Genomic DNA, 19,220 nt, shown 5'->3' with positions numbered 1-19,220 from the left:
CAAATAATTCGGGCATTTTTTTTCATTGTCCTCAGTTCCGACGTTTAGTGGCTGAATCCATCCACACCGCGAGCAATAAAATGACCCCTTTGACGATGTACTGCCAGAAGGTGGCGACATCCATCATGCTCATGCCGTTATCCAGCGCGGACATGATGAAAGCGCCCATGACCGCGCCCGCGACGCTGCCGATGCCGCCGGCCAGGCTGGTACCGCCGATCACGCAGGCGGCGATGGCGTCCAGTTCGGCGATGTTGCCGGCGGAAGGGGAACCGGCGCCCAGGCGCGAGCTGAGAATCAACCCGGCGATCGCCACCATCAGGCCGTTAATGGCGAACACCGCCAGCTTGGTGCGCTCCACGCTGATACCGGATAAACGCGCGGCCTCCAGATTGCCGCCGATGGCGTAGATGCGCCGCCCGAACGCGGTACGGGTGGCCATAAACATGCCCGCCAGCAGCAGCGCGGTGAGAATCAGTACCGGCGTCGGGACGCCGCGATAGTCGTTTAACAGCCAGATGGCACCCAGCACGATAACGGCGGTGATCGTCTGGCGGCCGACGGTTGAGGCGGAGGCGGGCGTGGAGAGGCCAAGAGCCTGGCGTCGCATACGGCCGCGCCACTGCCAGATAATAAACGCCGCCATACCCAGCACGCCGATGCCAAAGCCAATACCATCAGGCAGATAGCTCTGGCCGATTTGCGACATCGCCGGACTGGTGGGAGAAACGGTGGTGCCGTTGGTGATGCCTATCAGAATACCGCGAAATGCCAGCATCCCGGCGAGCGTCACGATAAACGAGGGGACCTTACGATAGGCAACCCACCAACCGTTCCAGGCCCCCAGCAGCAGACCCAGGACCAGGGTAACCACAATCGTCAGCGGTAGCGGCCAACCGAGCCAGACGTCAAAAATCGCCGCCGCGCCGCCGAGCAGGCCCATCATTGAGCCCACGGAGAGATCGATTTCGGCGGAAATAATCACAAACACCATGCCGACCGCGAGAATGCCGGTGATAGCGGTCTGGCGCAGCAGGTTGGAGATATTACGCGCGCTCAGATAGGCGCCTTCGGTGGTCCAGGTGAAAAACAGCATAATGGCCACGATAGCGGCGATCATCACGAATACCTGGAGGTTCATCCCCTTCAGCCCTGACAGCGCGCCGGCGGCAGGCGGGGTGAGTTTCATTTCAGACGACGTGTTCTTCGACATGGCGTTCGCTCCTCAGTGCGGCTTCCATTACCTGTTCCTGGGTCAGGCCCTGGTTGATCAAATTAGCCTTCAGTTTGCCCTCATGCATCACCAACACACGGTCGCTTAGGCCAAGCACTTCGGGCAGCTCGGATGAAATAACAATGACGGCGATCCCCTGCTGCACCAGCTGATTAATCAACTTGTAGATTTCGTACTTGGCGCCGATATCGATGCCGCGAGTCGGCTCATCGAGTATCAGAATGCGCGGGTTCAGCAACAGGCAGCGGGCGAGGATCGCCTTTTGCTGATTGCCGCCGCTCAGACGACCGATCGCCAGCTCCGGCGACGAGGTTTTGATCTTCAAACGCTGGATGGATTGCTGAATACAGAGCTGCTCTCCGGCATCGTCAAGGCTGCTCAGCGGACCGGTAAACTGGTTTAACGCGGCGAGGGTGATGTTTTTACCCACCGCCATAACCGGCACGATGCCGTCTTTCTTTCTGTCTTCCGGCACCATGGCAATGCCCTGGGCGATAGCCTGCTGGCAGGTGTGAATCGTCACCGGTTGACCATCAATAAAGATTTTTCCCTGCCAGCGGCCCGGCCAGACGCCGAACAGACACTGCACCGCTTCGGTTCGGCCCGCGCCGACCAGCCCGGCAATCCCCAGAATTTCGCCGCGCCGCAGCGAGAAGGAGACGTCATTGACGCGCTTAATGTGGCGATTCACCGGATGCCAGGCCGTCAGGTTCTCCACCCGCAGGATTTCATCGCCGCAGCTGTGGGCTTCGCTCGGGTAGAGGGCGGTAAGCTCGCGGCCGACCATCATGGTGATAATGTCATCTTCGCTCATGCCGTCAGCGTTGCGGGTGCCGATATGCTGCCCATCGCGGATCACGCAGATGGTGTCGGAGATGGCTTTGACTTCATTGAGCTTGTGGGAAATGTAAATGCAGGCAATACCGTGATTTTGCAAATCGCGAATAATATTCAGCAGAATTGCCGTCTCTTGTTCCGTTAATGAGGCGGTGGGTTCGTCGAGAATTAACAACCGCACCTGCTTGTTCAGCGCTTTTGCTATTTCAACCAGCTGCTGCTGACCAAGGCCTAAATCGCCGACGCGGGTGTCGGGTGATATGGCTAAATTGACCTGGGCCAGCAGCTTCTCGCAGCGCAAAGTCATGGTTTCATAATCCAGCAGACCGTGGCGGGAGATCTCCGCGCCGAGAAAAATGTTCTCCAGCACGGTCAGATGTTTTACCAGCGCCAGCTCCTGATGAATGATGGCGATACCTTTGCGCTCGGTATCGCGAATATGGCCCGGCTGCAAAGTTTCCCCGGAAAAAATAATTTCCCCCTCATAGCTACCGTGCGGATATATTCCGCACAGTACCTTCATGAGCGTCGATTTCCCGGAGCCGTTTTCTCCGCACAGCGAGACGACTTCCCCGGCGTTAAGCCGCAGACTGACATTATCAATCGCCTTCACCGCACCGAAGGTTTTAGTTATGTTCTTCATTTCGAGTAACCAGGACATAGAGGCTCCGCATAAGCGATATCCGGCAGGATGGGGCAACGCCCCCGGAAGAGGGCGTCAGAGATTACAGCTCGCTTTTTTTGTGGAAACCGTCCTTGATCACCGTCTGGTCAATGTTGTCTTTATTGACCTCAATGGGGGTCAGCAGCCGTGACGGGACGTCTTTCAGCCCATTGTTAAGCGAGGAGTCGGCCTGCGGCTGCTTGTCGTTGCCCAGTTCGACGGCGATTTCAGCCGCGGTGGTGGCAAGGGTGGTGATAGGTTTATAGACGGTCATCGTTTGGGTGCCGGCGATAATGCGCTTCACGCCGGCGAGGTCGGCATCCTGTCCTGATATAGCGACTTTGCCTGCGAGTCCCTGGGCGCTTAATGCCTGGATGGCGCCGCCGGCGGTGGCGTCGTTGGAGGCGACGACCGCATCAATTTTGTTGTTGTTGGCGGTCAGGGCGTTTTCCATAATTTTCAACGCATTTTCCGGTAACCATCCGTCGACCCACTGATCGCCGACGATTTTAATTTTCCCTTCATCAACATAAGGCTTGAGGACTTTCATTTGTCCAGCGCGGAAAAGCTTGGCGTTATTGTCTACCGGCGAGCCGCCCATTAAGAAATAGTTACCCTGAGGCACTTTATCGACCAGACTTTGCGCCTGCATTTCACCCACTTTTTCATTATTAAATGAAATATAAAAATCAATGTCGGCGTTATTGATAAGACGATCGTAGGCGAGAACTTTAATTCCCTCCTGTTTGGCCTCTTTTATGACATTGCTCAGCACCTGGCCGTTATAGGGAATAATCACCAGAACGTCGACGCCGCGGTTGATCATATTTTCGATTTGCGACATTTGCGTTTCTTCGTTGCCATTGGCTGACTGGACGAATACTTTTGCACCTAATGATTCAGCTTTGTTGACAAAAATATCGCGATCTTTTTGCCAGCGTTCCAGACGCAGGTCGTCAATCGCCATGCCAATTTTAACTTCTTTAGCAATGCCCGACAGGCTGGTGAGGAGGAGTGAAGCGCAGAGCGTTAGGCAAAGGTTCTTTATCTTCATAATAATAACACCTTTTTTGTAAAGTGCAGGATAAGACGAACGATAAAAATAAACGGCCTGATACGTAGCAGATTTTTAACGCGGAAAGGAGCGCTGGCAATTATCTATGCTTATTTTGCCGTTATGAAATTTTGTTTATTTGTTAATTTATGACCGCGATCGTACTTTAATAATTCGTTCTCACCGTATTTCATTGATCTCTCGTGGCGGAAGCGGCGGAATGAGGCCGCTGACGTATTATTTTTGCGACCTGGCGCACGTTTGTGGATTCTCTCAATCACAGTGTGAAATAACGTAATTGAGGAAACTAAAAAGAGAATTCTATATTGGCTTATGACTTATTACTCGCCGCATCCCTGAATATGGAGTTCATTATGCAGACCTATTTTGATCAGCTCGATCGCGTTCGTTATGAAGGCCCGAAATCCGCTAACCCACTGGCTTTCCGTCATTACAACCCGGATGAGCTGGTGCTGGGCAAACGGATGGAAGACCATTTACGCTTTGCGGCCTGCTACTGGCACACCTTCTGCTGGAACGGTGCCGATATGTTCGGCGTGGGCTCCTTTAACCGCCCGTGGCAGCAGCCGGGTGAAGCAATGGAAATGGCGAAACGTAAAGCCGATGTCGCTTTTGAGTTTTTCCACAAACTGAACGTACCGTACTACTGCTTCCACGACGTTGACGTTTCTCCTGAAGGGGCATCGCTGAAAGAGTATGCCAATAACTTCGCGCAAATGGTTGATGTGCTGGCGGAAAAACAGCAGCAAAGCGGCGTCAAGCTGCTGTGGGGCACGGCAAATTGCTTTACGAACCCGCGTTACGGCGCCGGTGCGGCAACCAACCCGGATCCGGAAGTGTTCAGCTGGGCGGCGACCCAGGTGGTGACCGCGATGGATGCGACCCACAAACTGGGCGGTGAAAACTACGTCCTGTGGGGCGGTCGCGAAGGCTATGAAACCCTGCTGAACACCGACTTGCGTCAGGAACGCGAGCAGATTGGCCGCTTTATGCAGCTGGTCGTTGAGCATAAACATAAAATCGGCTTCCAGGGTACGCTGCTGATTGAACCGAAACCGCAGGAGCCCACCAAGCATCAGTACGATTACGACGCGTCTACCGTCTACGGCTTCCTGAAACAGTTCGGCCTGGAAAAAGAGATTAAGCTGAACATCGAAGCGAACCATGCGACGCTGGCTGGCCACACGTTCCACCACGAAATTGCTACCGCCATCGCCCTCGGCCTGTTTGGTTCCGTTGACGCTAACCGCGGCGACCCGCAGCTGGGCTGGGATACCGACCAGTTCCCGAACAGCGTTGAAGAGAACGCGCTGGTGATGTACGAAATCCTTAAAGCGGGCGGCTTCACCACCGGCGGCCTGAACTTTGATGCTAAAGTGCGTCGTCAGAGCACCGACAAATACGACCTGTTCTACGGCCACATCGGCGCGATGGACACCATGGCGCTGGCGCTGAAAGTTGCTGCCCGTATGATTGAAGGCGGCGAGCTGGATAAACGCGTTGCCAAACGCTATGCCGGCTGGAACGGCGAGCTGGGTCAGCAGATCCTTAAAGGCCAGATGAACCTGGCGGACATCGCCCAGTATGCCACTCAGCATAACCTGGCGCCGCAGCACCAGAGCGGCCATCAGGAACTGCTTGAAAACGTGGTTAACCGCTACCTCTTTGATCGCTGATGATGGCGAAAATGCCCGGCGGGTCCGGGCATGGGTTTAACCGATGCTTTATTCCCGTCAGTAAGGAGAGGCCGTATGTATATCGGGATTGATCTGGGCACCTCGGGCGTTAAGGCTATTCTGCTCAACGAGCAGGGGGAGGTCGTGGCTTCGCACACCGAAAAGCTCAACGTGTCGCGTCCGCACCCTTTATGGTCTGAACAAGATCCAGAGCACTGGTGGCTGGCGACGGACAGCGCGATGAAAGCGCTGGGGGCGCAGCACTCTTTGCGCGCGGTTAAAGCGTTAGGCATTGCGGGTCAGATGCACGGTGCGACGCTGCTCGATAAGCAACAGCGCGTCCTGCGCCCGGCGATCTTGTGGAATGATGGCCGCTGCGGCGAGGAGTGCGCGCTGCTGGAAGAGAAAGTCAGCCGTTCACGACAGATCACCGGCAATCTGATGATGCCGGGATTTACCGCGCCGAAGCTGCTGTGGGTGCAACGTCACGAGCCCGAGATTTTTAGGCAAGTCGATAAGGTTCTGCTGCCAAAAGATTATTTACGTTTGCGTATGACTGGCGAATTTGCCAGCGATATGTCCGATGCCGCCGGAACGATGTGGATGGACGTGGCGCGCCGCGACTGGAGCGATGAAATGCTCGCCGCCTGTGGGTTGAGCCGCGATAACATGCCCGCGCTTTTCGAAGGCTGCGAAGTAACGGGCTCGCTGCGCCCGGCCGTCGCGCAAGCGTGGAATATGCCGGAAGTATTGGTGGTGGCCGGCGGCGGCGACAACGCGGCGGGAGCGGTTGGCGTCGGTATGGCGGATGCGGGCCAGGCGATGCTGTCGCTGGGGACCTCAGGCGTCTACTTTGCCGTCAGCGACGGCTTTCTTAGCAAACCGGAAAGCGCCGTTCACAGCTTCTGCCACGCGTTGCCCGGGCGCTGGCATCTGATGTCGGTCATGCTGAGCGCGGCTTCCTGCCTCGATTGGGCGGCGACCTTAACCGGCCTCGGCACGGTTCCGGCGCTAATTGCGGCGGCGGAAGCGGCGAACGACGATGCCGATCCGGTCTGGTTTTTGCCTTACCTCTCGGGTGAACGCACGCCGCACAACAATCCGCAGGCGAAAGGCGTCTTTTTCGGCCTGACTCATCAACACGGTCCGGCGGAGCTGGCGCGGGCGGTGCTGGAGGGAGTCGGTTATGCCCTGGCGGACGGCATGGATGTGGTTCACGCCTGCGGCGTCAAACCGGAGAGCGTCACGCTGATTGGCGGCGGCGCGCGCAGCGCCTACTGGCGGCAAATGCTGGCGGATATTAGCGGCCAGCAGCTTGATTTCCGCACCGGCGGCGATGTCGGACCGGCGCTTGGCGCGGCGCGGCTGGCGCAGCTGGCGCTGCATCGAAATGTCGCGTTTTCCGATCTGCTCCCGCAGCTCCCGCTGGAACAGGCTCATCTTCCGGATGCCGAGCGCTTTGCGCGTTACGCCCCCCGTCGGGAAACTTTCCGCCAGATTTATCAGCAGCTTTTACCGTTGATGTCCTGAAACATTCGCCCCTGTTCATGGGGCGAATTCATCTAATGAATGTTTTTAAAAACATCTAGTTATCGAGTGTATTGATATATTCCGAATTTGTCGTTTCAGATGTGAAAAGTGCGGATAATCACGTTCTGGCAGTACACAATGGGGCCTGTCTTATGCCAGGGAGGCTTCATGAAAAATAATATTATTCCTAAGCTATTGATGTCCCTTGGGGCACTGGTTTATCTGCTGGGGATCTGGCGCACCTGTCCGTTATTTAGCGGCAAGGGCTATTTCCTCGGCGTTCTGGTGATGGGCATGTTCGCGATTTTAGCGCATCAACGCACGATGCGGGAGAAGGCGCCAGACGATGGTTTTGCTTCGCTATGTCGCCTTGTGCTCCTGCTGTCGGTCGGTTTACTGATGGTCGGCGCCTGGTTCGTACCCGCCGGATGGGATGAGAAGATCATCTACGTGGCGGCCTGGTTTGTGTGCTTATACGGCGTTTCCGCGATGCCTCATAAGGCGCTGGCCGCACAGATGGCGCAGAAAGATTCCTCAGAACGGCCTTAACTGACAAAGCGGCGGACATCAAAGCGCTGAACCAGCATCGAGAGCAATAAACTTCCCAGCAGCGCAGCGCTGAATATCCAGACAATATCCAATAATGGCCAGCGGGACAGCGCCAGTCCGCTGGCGCGGAGCGCGTGGATAATCAGCGCATGAAAGCCGTAAATCCCTAACGAATGGCGTGCAATCAGCGCAATAAGCGGCAACTCACGCCTGGTCAGCGTATTTTTTACCAGCGTCAGAAGCGCTATCGCGCAGACAAAAACCGCGGGGCCGCAGTATAAATACCAGGTATCGCCAAAGTCGCCGCGCCAGCGCAGTTCGTGCAGCGTGCCGCGTGATATGACCCATACTCCCGCGATGAATAGGCCAGCGCAGAGCGCAGTCAGCCATTTTTTATCACTATTCATCATGCCGATTGCCCGCCCTAACACGCCGTACATCACATAGTAAAACGTATCCCCGTTGATATAGAGATTGACCGGCAGCCACTCGACTCCTCCCGCTTTCACCGTCACCATATTAGGGTTCGCCAAAAGCCCGACGATCGCCATCAGCGCTAGCAGCATCTTGCCGCTCACCGGTTTGACCTGAACCAGCGGCGAAAGCAGGTAAATGACAACGATAGCGAAGAAGAACCACAGATGATAGAACACCGGTTTTTGCAGCAAATTCCTCAGCGATAGCTCAACGTTGATGTGGGTAAACAGGGTGATATAGAGCAGCGACAGCGCGCTGTAAAAGAGGATGCACAGCGCGATGCGCAAAAAATGCCGGGGCTGAGCGCTGCGCTCGCCGAAAAACAGATAGCCTGAAATCATGAAAAACAGCGGCACGCTGACGCGAGACGCGGAGTTGAGGATATTGGCAACATCCCACGTCAGCAGGCTGATGGTGTGCGGGTGCGTGATATACCAGGCGGTGCTATGAATCATGACGACCATCAGGCAGGCAATACCGCGCAAATGGGTAATCCAGTGTATTTTTTCCTGCATCAGTACCTCTGTTTCTCCTTCTCAGACAGGGTCTGACTGCCCTTATCCGCTTGTATCGCAGTGGAATAATCCGAGTTTTTCGTCATAGACTTGTCGAGGTGTGGTCCAATTCGCACAATGAGCCGGTTATTTAACGTAACCTGCACGATAACAATTTACTAACAAGGCGGTCGAGAAAAAATGGTGATGAAATATGCGTTTTCTGGACTGCTGCTGTGCATGCTTGCGGGCTGTAGCGCACCGCCGCCTCAGCCAGCGCAGAAGGCGCAAAAAGCGCGGATAACGCCGCAGGCGACCCTCAATATGGCGCAGCTGTGCAAGGATAATGCCGCCGTACGTTACAGTACAGGCGCGCGTCAGATTGACGTCAGCCATTTCGAGCAATTCCGGGGGAGCTACGAGCTTTCGGGCAAGACTGCGCGGAATGAACGCTTTATCTGTTCTTTTGATCCGGACGGGCAGTTTTTGCATCTTTCCATGCGCTAAATGCGCCCGCGGTGGCGCTTATTTCCGCAATTTTCCCTAAACAATCCCGTTTCATACTGTATATCTCGCAGCCAGCGGGTATACTGGCTCCTTCCTTTAAATCCACACGTATCCAGCACGAAATCATATGCAAAAGTTTGATACCAGGACCTTCCAGGGCCTGATCCTGACCTTACAGGATTACTGGGCTCGCCAGGGCTGCACCATTGTTCAACCACTGGACATGGAAGTCGGCGCAGGCACTTCTCACCCAATGACCTGCTTACGCGCATTGGGCCCAGAGCCGATGGCAACCGCCTACGTGCAGCCTTCCCGCCGTCCGACCGATGGTCGCTACGGTGAAAACCCGAACCGTTTACAGCACTACTATCAGTTCCAGGTGGTGATAAAACCCTCTCCGGATAATATCCAGGAGCTGTACCTTGGGTCTCTGAAAGAGCTGGGTATGGATCCGACCATCCACGACATTCGCTTCGTCGAAGACAACTGGGAAAACCCGACGCTGGGCGCCTGGGGTCTGGGTTGGGAAGTGTGGCTGAACGGTATGGAAGTCACGCAGTTCACCTACTTCCAGCAGGTTGGCGGCCTGGAGTGTAAGCCGGTAACCGGCGAGATCACCTACGGTCTGGAGCGCCTGGCGATGTATATCCAGGGTGTCGACAGCGTTTACGATCTGGTCTGGAGCGATGGCCCGCTGGGTAAAACTACCTACGGCGACGTGTTCCATCAGAACGAAGTGGAGCAATCCACCTACAACTTCGAATACGCCGACGTGGACTTCCTGTTCTCCTGCTTCGAGCAGTATGAGAAAGAAGCCCAGCAGCTGCTGGCGCTGGAAAACCCGCTGCCGCTGCCTGCTTACGAACGCATTCTGAAAGCCGCCCATAGCTTTAACCTGCTGGACGCGCGTAAAGCCATCTCCGTCACCGAGCGTCAGCGCTATATTCTGCGCATTCGCACCCTGACCAAAGCAGTGGCTGAAGCTTACTATGCTTCCCGTGAAGCCCTTGGCTTCCCGATGTGCAACAAGAATAAATAAGAGGCGGCCATGTCTGAGAAAACTTTCCTGGTGGAAATCGGCACTGAAGAGCTGCCACCAAAAGCCCTGCGCAGCCTGGCTGAATCCTTCGCTGCGAACGTGACCGCGGAGCTGGATAACGCCGGCCTCGCGCACGGTAAAGTTGAATGGTTCGCCGCGCCGCGCCGTCTGGCGCTGAAAGTGGCGAATCTGGCGGCTGCGCAAGCAGACCGTGAAGTCGAAAAACGCGGCCCGGCGATTGCCCAGGCGTTTGACGCAGAAGGGAAACCGAGCAAAGCGGCTGAAGGCTGGGCGCGCGGCTGCGGTATTACCGTCGATCAGGCTGAACGTCTGGCGACCGATAAAGGCGAATGGCTGCTGTATCGTGCCCACGTGAAAGGCGAGAGCACCGAAGCGCTGCTGCCGAACATGATCGCCACCTCGCTGGCGAAGCTGCCGATCCCGAAACTGATGCGCTGGGGCGCGTCTGACGTGCACTTCGTGCGCCCGGTTCACACCGTGACCCTGCTGCTGGGCGACAAAGTGATCCCGGCAACGATTCTGGGCGTACAGTCCGACCGGATTATTCGCGGTCATCGCTTTATGGGCGAAGCGGAATTCACCATCGATTCTGCCGATCAATACCCAGAAATCCTGCGTGAGCGCGGTAAAGTAATTGCGGATTACGCTGAGCGTAAAGCCAAAATCAAAGCCGATGCCGAAGAAGCGGCGCGCAAAATTGGCGGCAACGCCGATCTGAGCGAAAGCCTGCTGGAAGAAGTCACTTCCCTGGTGGAATGGCCGGTGGTGTTGACCGCGAAGTTCGAAGAGAAATTCCTTGCGGTACCTGCCGAAGCGCTGGTTTACACCATGAAGGGCGACCAGAAGTACTTCCCGGTTTACGACAACGCGGGCAAGCTGCTGCCGAACTTTATCTTCGTGGCCAACATCGAGTCGAAAGATCCGACCCAGATTATTTCCGGTAACGAGAAAGTCGTGCGTCCGCGTCTGGCGGATGCTGAGTTCTTCTTCAATACCGACCGTAAAAAACGTCTTGAAGATAATCTGCCGCGTCTGCAAACCGTGCTGTTCCAGCAGCAGCTGGGTACGCTGCGCGACAAGACCGATCGCATTCAGGCGCTGGCCGGCTGGATCGCCGGGCAGATTGGCGCAGACGTTAACCACGCAACCCGCGCGGGCCTGCTGTCCAAGTGCGATCTGATGACCAACATGGTCTTCGAATTCACCGATACTCAGGGCGTGATGGGGATGCACTACGCTCGCCATGATGGCGAAGCGGAAGATGTGGCGGTTGCCCTGAATGAGCAGTATCAGCCGCGCTTTGCCGGTGACGCCCTGCCGTCAAATCCGGTAGCCTGCGCGCTGGCGATTGCCGACAAGATGGATACTCTGGCGGGTATCTTCGGGATTGGTCAGCACCCTAAAGGCGACAAAGACCCGTTCGCGCTGCGCCGCGCCGCGCTGGGCGTGCTGCGCATCATTGTTGAGAAGAACCTCAATCTGGATCTGCAGACTCTCACCGAAGAAGCGGTGCGCCTGTACGGCGATAAGCTGACGAACGGCAACGTAGTCGATGATGTTATCGACTTCATGCTGGGACGCTTCCGCGCCTGGTATCAGGACGAAGGCTACACCGTCGATACCATTCAGGCGGTACTGGCGCGTCGTCCGACCCGTCCGGCAGACTTCGATGCGCGCATGAAGGCAGTTTCGCACTTCCGTACCCTCGAAGAGTCCTCCGCGCTGGCGGCGGCGAACAAGCGCGTTTCCAATATTCTGGCGAAATCGGACGTTACGCTGAACGATATCGTTCACGCCTCCGTATTGAAAGAAGCGGCTGAAATCAAACTGGCAGGCAATTTAGTCGTGCTGCGCGATAAGCTGCAGCCGTACTTCGCCGAAGGGCGTTACCAGGATGCGCTGATCGAGCTGGCGTCCCTGCGCGAGCCGGTTGATGAATTCTTCGAGAACGTGATGGTCAACGCCGAAGACCAGAACGTGCGCGTGAACCGTTTGACGCTATTGTCCAAATTGCGCGATCTGTTCCTGCAGGTAGCGGATATTTCCCTGTTGCAGTAAGCGTATCGCTAATAATAAAAAAACCTGCCTCAGAGCAGGTTTTTTTATGCGTAAACTATAAATAAGCGAACCATTAATAATTCTCTAAGTAATATTTTAGATCAATATATAGCTTCAGGAAAAATATTTTAGGAATATGCCAACGTAGTCTGGTCAGATATTTACGGTAGAATGCTGGCGGGTGCTTGAGACTGTTTGTCTCAGGCGTTTAGCGGGAGACAAACAGAGAAAAGCCCCACCTGATGATAAATCAAAGTGAGGCTTCCCTATGCATGAACACCATAAGAGTAGCCTCTTACCTGTTGGAAATCAACACCGGAGGCGAGGAATGCCGCAAAAGTATCTGTTGTTTGGCTTAATGGTGATTTGCTTCACTATTTTATTATTCACCTGGATGGTTCGTGATTCACTGTGTGAATTACAGGTCAGACAGGGGAATATCGAGCTGGTGGCATTCTTAGCCTGTGAAATTAAACGGTAAGAGCATCTGGTGGGGAGCGATTCCCGCCAGACTTACGGCGTTAGGCATTTTCAATGCACCCTTTCGTTTTTCATCAAATAAATATTTTGCCTCCTGATATCAGGAGGCTTTTTTTTCGCTTTTATGGAATGTTGAAAAAACAGGCTTGAAATTTGCACCGGTGTGTGGCTATCCTATGCCCCGACGAATTCCTCGTCTTACCGGAGAGCACGCGCCAAATGAACAAACACGACTGATGAATCTCATGCCTTGCTTCGCGCTATTGGCGAGCAGGGGAAGTATTGATTTCATCCAGGAGTGCTTATGGCTCATTGTGCCCAATCCCCCTCTTTTCTTTTGCATCAGGTCACCTGTCAGTTTGCGACGGGAGATTCGCTTTTTGGTCCGCTGAATTTATCGCTGGAAGGCTCCCTCTGCGGGCTTGTCGGGCGCAATGGCGTCGGTAAAACCCGGCTGTTGCGTTTGCTGGCGGGCCTGGACTCGCCGTCGAGCGGCCATATCGAACGTATGGTTTCGGTAAGCTACGTTGCTCAGCAGCATGCTTTGACTCCTGATACGACGCTGGCGGAATGGCTAAGCTTCGAATTCGTTTTTTCTGCTCTGGCGCGTCTTGAACGAGGCGAAGGGCGAGTTGACGATCTCGAACGTCTTGATGGCTTTTGGGATCTTCCGGATCGTTTGAATGCAGGCTTCCTGGCCGCTGGCTTAGGGGAATTTTCTCCCGCACGGCCCGCCTCTTCGCTGAGCGGCGGCGAAAGAGTGAAGGCGCAGCTCTGCGCGGCATTTTTGTCCGGTGCGGATTTTCTCCTGCTTGATGAACCCACCAACCATCTCGACCGACAAGGCCGGGCGTGGTTCTATCAGCAGCTTGAGCAATGGCGCGGTGGCGCGCTGATCGCCAGCCATGACCGCGAGCTGCTGGCCCAGATGCCGCGCATCCTCGAGCTGACGCCTGCAGCTTTGCGTAGCTACGGCGGCAACTATGCGGATTATCAGCAGCAGCGTGAGCTGGAGCAGCAGGCGGCTCGCGCCGCGCTGGAGCATGCTGTCATTGAACGGCGGCGTACTCGCGCAAGGATGCACAAAGAGCACGATGCCTGTCTGCGGCGCTCCGCGCAGACGTTGCGTACTATCGACACGCTAAATATCGCTTCATTCGAGCGGGTAGCTTACAAAGGCGCGGCAAAAGAGCGCCCCGGAACCCTTAAGCGCCAGCATCGTGAACAACGTAGCGCGCTAAATGATGCGGTGGTTCAGGCGCGTGAGCGGGTAGAAGAGGACAATCCGGTGATGTTTACTCTGCCCGGTAGCCAGGTCGCTGCGGGAAAACAGGTACTGGAGCTGGAAGCGTTGCGGCTGGCGTATGCGCCTATGGCGCCGCTGGACTGGCGCATGGATGGGCCGATGCGCGTGGCGCTACGGGGTCCCAACGGCTGCGGTAAGACGACGTTGCTTAAAACGCTGCTGGGCCTGGAGCCGCCGCTTTCAGGACGCTGCCGCTTATCGGTAAACGCGGCGTATCTGGACCAGCATCTGACCCAGCTTGATCTGTCATTATCCGCAATGGCGCACCTGAATCTCGGCGATACGCCTTTGGAAGAGGGCGTGCTGCGCAGCCAACTGGCGCAGCTACAGCTGGGGGCGGACAAAGTCCATCTGCCGCTATCGGCCCTTAGCGGAGGAGAACGCCTGAAGGCGGCGCTGGCCTGCGTGCTCTGGCGGCGGGAAGCCACGCAGCTACTGCTGCTGGATGAGCCCACCAATCATCTCGACCTGGCGTCCACGCAGGCAATTGAAACAGCGCTGGCGCAATTTCCCGGCGCGATGCTGGTGGTGTCGCATGATGACGCCTTTTTACAGGCGCTGAAGCTGACCCACTGTCTGGAATGGCGGGAAGACGGATGGCGCTTTGAGCGGCGATAAATGCAAAACCGCCATCCGTGGGATGGCGGTTTCTTGTCGCACAAATAAAAAAATCCCCGCCGTTTGGCAGGGACTTAAGAATTTTGAGCTTTTTAAGCTTACAGGCTGGTTACGTTGCCAGCTGCCGGGCCTTTAGCGCCGCTTTCGATGGTGAAGGAAACTTTCTGACCTTCGTCCAGAGATTTGTAGCCTTCGTTCTGGATAGCAGAGAAGTGTACGAACACGTCTTTAGAACCATCGTCAGGAGTGATGAAGCCGAAGCCTTTGTCAGCGTTGAACCATTTTACGATACCAGTCATTTTACCGGACATAGTGAATTACCTTTAAAAAAAAATAAATGAGCCTTTCGGCGTTACGGTCTGGACTACAGATTTGAAGCGATAAAGGGAAAGTTCACTACCGGGGTATCAACGGATAACCTTTGAAGGACTGCTCTATTCGAATGCTCTGTGGTCTTTACATCAAACCTGCGAGCATTAACGCATGTTCACGTTGTGATAGCAAACTTTTTTTTCGTTGGCATGAAAACGGTCCTTTATCAGGACCGTTAGCCGAAACCAATAAACGCTAAAATTATGAGTCGATAAGCTGTCTTGAAAGCTGCGGATTCGCCTGTATCAGGCGCATCAGCTTAAGCTCTGTGGGAGAGGGCTTCACGCGTCTCGATTCCCACTCTTGTACCATTGCTACACTGACGCCCATGGCGCTGGCAAAATCATCTATCTTCAGCCCGGTACCTTTGCGTAGCTGGTCAAATTCAATGCTTGCGGCGGGCTTACGCGTCAGCGAGGCCGCCTGGGCCTGATCTTTAAAAATAATTTGTTCAAGGTTGCTCAGCAGTTCAAATGCAGGATCTTTATATTCCATTGAGAACTCCTCTCTTTCATACGGCGGAGGGTGAATTGTGTAGAGCCTCTTAAGAATAGTCGGAAAAAAAAGTGAGGAATGATTACCGTGGTAATTATTTATGACCTGGGGTTCTTTACGTCCGTTTCAGGCGGTATAACGTGCTGAAAAGTAATAGACAGAGCCGTTAAGCAAATTATTGTAAACAGATAAGAAGAAAAGCGGAAAAGGCCAGCGCGCGCCCGCTGGCCGGTGTATTACGCCTTTTGCAGCTTCTTCACATCGCCTTGCGAAGCCGCGGGTTGCCGCTGGCCCAGCTTATATTTGACCAGCAGCGCGATGGCCGACAGGAAGGCCGGGATAGCCAGCAAAGAGAAAATCGTTTCGAAAGAGAGCTGGGCCTGCATCAGGAATGCGCCGCTAAAGGCGCCGAGGATACCGCCAAAGCGGCCAATCCCTAACATCCAGGCCACGCCGGTCGCGCGTCCCTGGGTGGGGTAGAAACCGGCGGCCAGCGCAGGCATTGATGATTGCGCGCCGTTCATAATGCTGCCGGCGATAAAGACCATTATTCCCATCAGCAGCAGGTTATGGGTTGAGAAACCAACCAGGCAAACGAATACTCCGGTCAACAGCCAGCCCACGGCAACCACTTTGTTTGGGTTGAGCTTATCCATCAGCGCGCCGAGGATGAGCACGCCAATACCGCCGCCCAGCGGGAACAGCGCGGTGATAATGGAGGCCTGGCTCATCGTCGCGCCGGTTTCGCGTATCAGCAGCGGCAGCCAGCTGGTCAGCAAATAGAAGATCAGCAGGCCCATAAAGTAGGTCAGGCAGAGCATGATGGTGCCGACGGCGTAGCGCGGAGAGAAAATCACGCCGATGGATGATTTCTCTTGTATCTGGCCCGCTTCGCGTAGCTCAAATTCAGCCTGCTCGGGAACCGGCGCGATACGGCGCAGAATCGCGGCGATACGCTGGGCAGGCTGGCGTTTGACCACCATATAGCGCGCGGATTCCGGCAGAAGAAAGATCAGCACTACCGCCAGCAGCAGCGGCATCACGCCGCCAAGCACCAGTACGCTTTGCCAGCCGTAGTGGGGGATCATCCAGGCGGAGAGGAAGCCGCCCAGCGAGGAGCCCATCGGAAAGCCGACGAACATCAGGTTAACCATCAGCGCCCTACGCCGCTCAGGGGCATATTCGCTCATCAGCGTCGCGGCGTTCGGCATGGCGGCGCCCAGCCCAAGGCCGGTGAGAAAACGCAGCAGCGTCAGCTGGTTAAGGCTGGTAGCAAAGGCGGTCAGCAGGCTGAAGCCGCCGAAAACCACGATGGACATAATCAGAACTTTTTTCCGCCCAACGCGGTCGGCGAGCGGTCCGGCGGTCAGCGCGCCGACCGCGAGCCCGACTAAGGCGGCGCTCATCACCGGGCCTAACGCCGATTTTTCGACGCCCCATTCCTGCACCAGGTCAGAGGCGATAAAGCCGATTATCGCGGTATCGAATCCGTCCATCGCGACGGTGATAAAACATAAGGCCAGAATCATCCACTGGTATTTCGTGAAGGGATGTTCATTGATAAAAGCCTGAATATCGATGGTTGTTTTCTTCATGCGGCATTCCTGGCAGGCAGTGCGGGGGACAGAGATAGATTATTGTTATCTCCCTCGCGGTCGTTGATGTTGTTTGTGCGATTATCGAACAAAGAGCCGTTAATCGCTCATTTAATAAAATCATCGAACGGCGGTTCAGGCAATGTGGGGGAAAAGGGAAGCGTGCGATTATCGTCCGCTTTACGGGCAGTTCGGGAGTAAGGTTAAAGTAATCGTAGTAAAATCAGCTTATTAGATAAATCCGCTGCGCACTGAACGATAGTGGTAATTGTGATGAACTTAACAGAGGGTACCGCCGCGCGCTAAAACGTCGAAAACCCGGTTTTAAAGGCGGAAGATTATCAGGAAAAGGTATCCTGCAAGGCCGACCTGGACTATCCTTGTCAGCGTCTGACACGTGTGTGTCTGTTTGCGTTTTTTTTGGCTGAAAGGAGTAAAAAAATGGCGACAGGAAAGTCCTGCTCTCGCTGGTTTGCGGCTATTGCAGCCCTGTTAATGGTGGTTAGCCTGAGTGGGTGTTTTGATAAAGAAGGCGATCAGCGCAAAGCGTTCATCGACTTCCTGCAAAATACGGCAATGCGTAGCGGCGAACGTCTGCCGACGCTGACCGCCGATCAGAAAAAACAGTTTGGGCCTTTCGTTTCCGATTACGCGGTGATTTACGGTTATTCACAGCAGGTGAGCCAGGCGATGGATGCGGGTTTGCTTCCGGTGGTTGATAGCGTGAACGCGATTCGCGTACCGCAGGATTATGTTACCCAGCGCGAACCGCTGCGTCAGGCAAACGGCGCTTTGGGCGTACTGAGCCAGCAGCTGGAGAACGCAAAAATACAGGCGGATGCCGCCCACGGCGCGCTGAAACAGGGTGACGATCTCAAGCCGGTCTTCGACCAGGTCTATAATAAAGTCGTGACGGCCCCGGCGAATGCGCTACAGCCGTTAATCCCGGCAGCGCAGGTATTTACCCAGCAGCTGGTGCAGGTGGGTGATTTTATCGCGCAGCAGGAGACTCAGGTCAGCTTCGTGGCGAACGGTATTCAGTTCCCGACTTCGCAGCAGGCCAGTCAGTATAATACGCTGATTGGGCCGCTGGCCGCTCAGCACCAGGCCTTTAATCAGGCGTGGACAGCGGCAGTTAACGCGACTCGTTAACCGTTCTGACAACCCGGGCCAGGCTTCACCTTAGCCCGGGTTTTCTTTTCTTATTTCACCTGCGGGTTCACGCAGTTCTTCTCAACGCTGCCGTTCAGGGCATCAATCAGATTATCCACCGCGCAGGCCGCCATATTGTAGCGAGTCTCATGCGTGGCCGAGCCAATATGCGGCAACGCGACGACGTTCGGCATGCTCAGCAGCGGGGAGTCTTTCGCCAGCGGCTCTTGTTCAAAAACGTCCAGCCCGGCAGCATAAATTTCACCTTCCTGCAGCGCCGCAATCAGCGCCTTCTCATCCACGACCGGGCCGCGCCCGGCGTTAATAAAGATGGCGGAGGACTTCATTTTGGCAAACTGCGCTTTGCCGAACAGGTGATGAGTCTCTTCGGTCAGCGGCAGGATTAGACAGACAAAATCTGCTTCCTGCAGCAGGGTATCGAGATCGCAGTAGCGGGCGTTAAAGCGCTCTTCCGCCTGCGGGTGCTGGCGGCGGGCGTTGTAGAGAATGGGCATGCCGAAGCCCGCGTGGGCGCGCTGGGCAAGCGCCATCCCGATACGCCCCATACCGACGATGCCGAGGGTTTTATGGTGCACATCGTTGCCAAACCAGTCCGGACCGATGCTTTTGGTCCACTCGCCGGCCTTCACGCGGTTAGCCACTTCAACCACCCGACGCGCGGTGCTCAATACCAGCGCCATAACGGTATCGGCGACGGTTTCGGTCAGTACGGTCGGGGTGTGCATCAGCAGCACTTTACGCGCATTCAGCGCATCGACGTCGAAATTATCGTAGCCGACGGAAATGGTCGAAGTTGCACGAAGCTTGGGCATTTTCTCCAGTAACGCAGTATCGACTTTTTCGCTGGAACCCAGCAGACCTACCGCCTCAGCAAACGCGGCGGCGTGCTGTGAAACGGTCTCCGGACGCAGGTTTTTCACCTGCGTGACGGTAAAGTGTTGTTCCAGACGCTGTTGCAGGTCGTCGGGAAGCGTTTTGTAGAGAATGACTGACGGCTTCATGCGGTTCTCCGTTGCGTTA

17 protein-coding genes are annotated in these 19,220 nt (G+C 55.4%); 9 read left to right on the top strand and 8 right to left on the bottom strand.

All coding sequences use genetic code 11. The features are described from left to right. Positions 1 to 31 precede the first annotated feature (31 nt). The 3 genes from xylH to xylF form a co-directional block, all read right to left on the bottom strand. A complete protein-coding gene (gene xylH, locus BWI76_RS27040) occupies positions 32 to 1,213 on the bottom strand; it encodes a xylose ABC transporter permease XylH (protein ID WP_004137802.1) in 1,182 nt (393 codons plus the stop codon). Next, positions 1,191 to 2,732 (bottom strand): xylose ABC transporter ATP-binding protein, encoded by a 1,542-nt coding sequence (locus BWI76_RS27035; protein WP_049086993.1) that lies wholly within the window; start codon positions 2,730 to 2,732, stop codon positions 1,191 to 1,193. The genes xylH and BWI76_RS27035 overlap by 23 nt, the downstream gene beginning before the upstream one ends. A gap of 64 nt (positions 2,733 to 2,796) precedes the next feature. Then, a complete protein-coding gene (xylF, locus tag BWI76_RS27030) occupies positions 2,797 to 3,789 on the bottom strand; it encodes a D-xylose ABC transporter substrate-binding protein (RefSeq protein ID WP_004137804.1) in 993 nt (330 codons plus the stop codon). A gap of 374 nt (positions 3,790 to 4,163) precedes the next feature. Between xylF and xylA the strand changes: the two genes are divergently transcribed. The 3 genes from xylA to yiaB all read left to right on the top strand — a co-directional run bounded on the left by xylA (position 4,164) and on the right by yiaB (position 7,565). Continuing rightward, positions 4,164 to 5,486: a xylose isomerase gene (gene xylA / locus BWI76_RS27025; RefSeq protein ID WP_004137805.1), complete on the top strand. Its 1,323-nt coding sequence runs from the start codon at positions 4,164 to 4,166 to the stop codon at positions 5,484 to 5,486. Between the two features lie 75 nt (positions 5,487 to 5,561). Then, complete coding sequence (xylB, locus tag BWI76_RS27020; RefSeq protein ID WP_049086994.1) at positions 5,562 to 7,016, top strand: xylulokinase; 1,455 nt, start codon at positions 5,562 to 5,564, stop codon at positions 7,014 to 7,016. Positions 7,017 to 7,184: 168 nt separating this feature from the next. After that, positions 7,185 to 7,565, top strand: a complete 381-nt coding sequence (yiaB, locus tag BWI76_RS27015; RefSeq protein ID WP_004137807.1) for an inner membrane protein YiaB — start codon at positions 7,185 to 7,187, stop codon at positions 7,563 to 7,565. Here the strand turns inward: yiaB and BWI76_RS27010 are convergent. Beyond that, a complete protein-coding gene (locus tag BWI76_RS27010) occupies positions 7,562 to 8,557 on the bottom strand; it encodes an acyltransferase (protein WP_004137808.1) in 996 nt (331 codons plus the stop codon). The genes yiaB and BWI76_RS27010 overlap by 4 nt on opposite strands. 180 nt (positions 8,558 to 8,737) lie before the next feature. On the opposite strand from BWI76_RS27010, the gene BWI76_RS27005 reads away from it, so the two are divergent. From BWI76_RS27005 to BWI76_RS26985, 5 genes are all read left to right on the top strand, one after another. Then, complete coding sequence (locus BWI76_RS27005; RefSeq protein ID WP_004137809.1) at positions 8,738 to 9,043, top strand: YsaB family lipoprotein; 306 nt, start codon at positions 8,738 to 8,740, stop codon at positions 9,041 to 9,043. A 127-nt stretch (positions 9,044 to 9,170) separates the two neighbouring features. Continuing rightward, positions 9,171 to 10,082, top strand: a complete 912-nt coding sequence (gene glyQ, locus BWI76_RS27000) for a glycine--tRNA ligase subunit alpha (RefSeq protein ID WP_004126458.1) — start codon at positions 9,171 to 9,173, stop codon at positions 10,080 to 10,082. A 9-nt stretch (positions 10,083 to 10,091) separates the two neighbouring features. Continuing rightward, complete coding sequence (glyS, locus tag BWI76_RS26995) at positions 10,092 to 12,161, top strand: glycine--tRNA ligase subunit beta (protein ID WP_024359752.1); 2,070 nt, start codon at positions 10,092 to 10,094, stop codon at positions 12,159 to 12,161. A gap of 328 nt (positions 12,162 to 12,489) precedes the next feature. Then, positions 12,490 to 12,642, top strand: coding sequence for a type I toxin-antitoxin system toxin HokA (hokA, locus tag BWI76_RS26990; protein WP_004137811.1), 153 nt, complete (start codon positions 12,490 to 12,492; stop codon positions 12,640 to 12,642). Between the two features lie 303 nt (positions 12,643 to 12,945). Then, on the top strand, positions 12,946 to 14,565 hold the full coding sequence (locus BWI76_RS26985; protein WP_049086995.1) for an ATP-binding cassette domain-containing protein: 1,620 nt from the start codon (positions 12,946 to 12,948) through the stop codon (positions 14,563 to 14,565). Positions 14,566 to 14,663: 98 nt separating this feature from the next. On the opposite strand, the gene cspA is transcribed toward BWI76_RS26985, so the two are convergent. The 3 genes from cspA to BWI76_RS26970 form a co-directional block, all read right to left on the bottom strand. Then, the gene (gene cspA / locus BWI76_RS26980; RefSeq protein ID WP_004126446.1) at positions 14,664 to 14,876 is read right to left on the bottom strand and encodes an RNA chaperone/antiterminator CspA; all 213 of its coding nucleotides are present in this window, start codon (positions 14,874 to 14,876) and stop codon (positions 14,664 to 14,666) included. 262 nt (positions 14,877 to 15,138) lie between these two features. Then, positions 15,139 to 15,432, bottom strand: a complete 294-nt coding sequence (locus BWI76_RS26975; RefSeq protein WP_004126445.1) for an HTH-type transcriptional regulator — start codon at positions 15,430 to 15,432, stop codon at positions 15,139 to 15,141. A gap of 236 nt (positions 15,433 to 15,668) precedes the next feature. After that, positions 15,669 to 17,027 (bottom strand): MFS transporter, encoded by a 1,359-nt coding sequence (locus tag BWI76_RS26970; protein WP_004137813.1) that lies wholly within the window; start codon positions 17,025 to 17,027, stop codon positions 15,669 to 15,671. A gap of 441 nt (positions 17,028 to 17,468) precedes the next feature. Between BWI76_RS26970 and BWI76_RS26965 the strand changes: the two genes are divergently transcribed. Beyond that, positions 17,469 to 18,179, top strand: coding sequence for a DUF3053 domain-containing protein (locus BWI76_RS26965; RefSeq protein ID WP_004137814.1), 711 nt, complete (start codon positions 17,469 to 17,471; stop codon positions 18,177 to 18,179). Positions 18,180 to 18,229: 50 nt separating this feature from the next. Here the strand turns inward: BWI76_RS26965 and ghrB are convergent, their stop codons facing one another. After that, positions 18,230 to 19,201 carry a glyoxylate/hydroxypyruvate reductase GhrB gene (gene ghrB, locus BWI76_RS26960; RefSeq protein WP_004137815.1) on the bottom strand — a complete coding sequence of 324 codons (972 nt, stop codon included), beginning with the start codon at positions 19,199 to 19,201 and terminating at the stop codon, positions 18,230 to 18,232. Positions 19,202 to 19,220: the final 19 nt, after the last annotated feature.

It is taken from the genome of Klebsiella sp. M5al (assembly GCF_002090195.1).
Taxonomy (GTDB): Bacteria; Pseudomonadota; Gammaproteobacteria; order Enterobacterales; family Enterobacteriaceae; genus Klebsiella; species Klebsiella grimontii.
The sequence above is the reverse complement of the archived record's forward strand: the minus strand, read 5'-3'. Positions and strand labels throughout refer to the sequence as shown.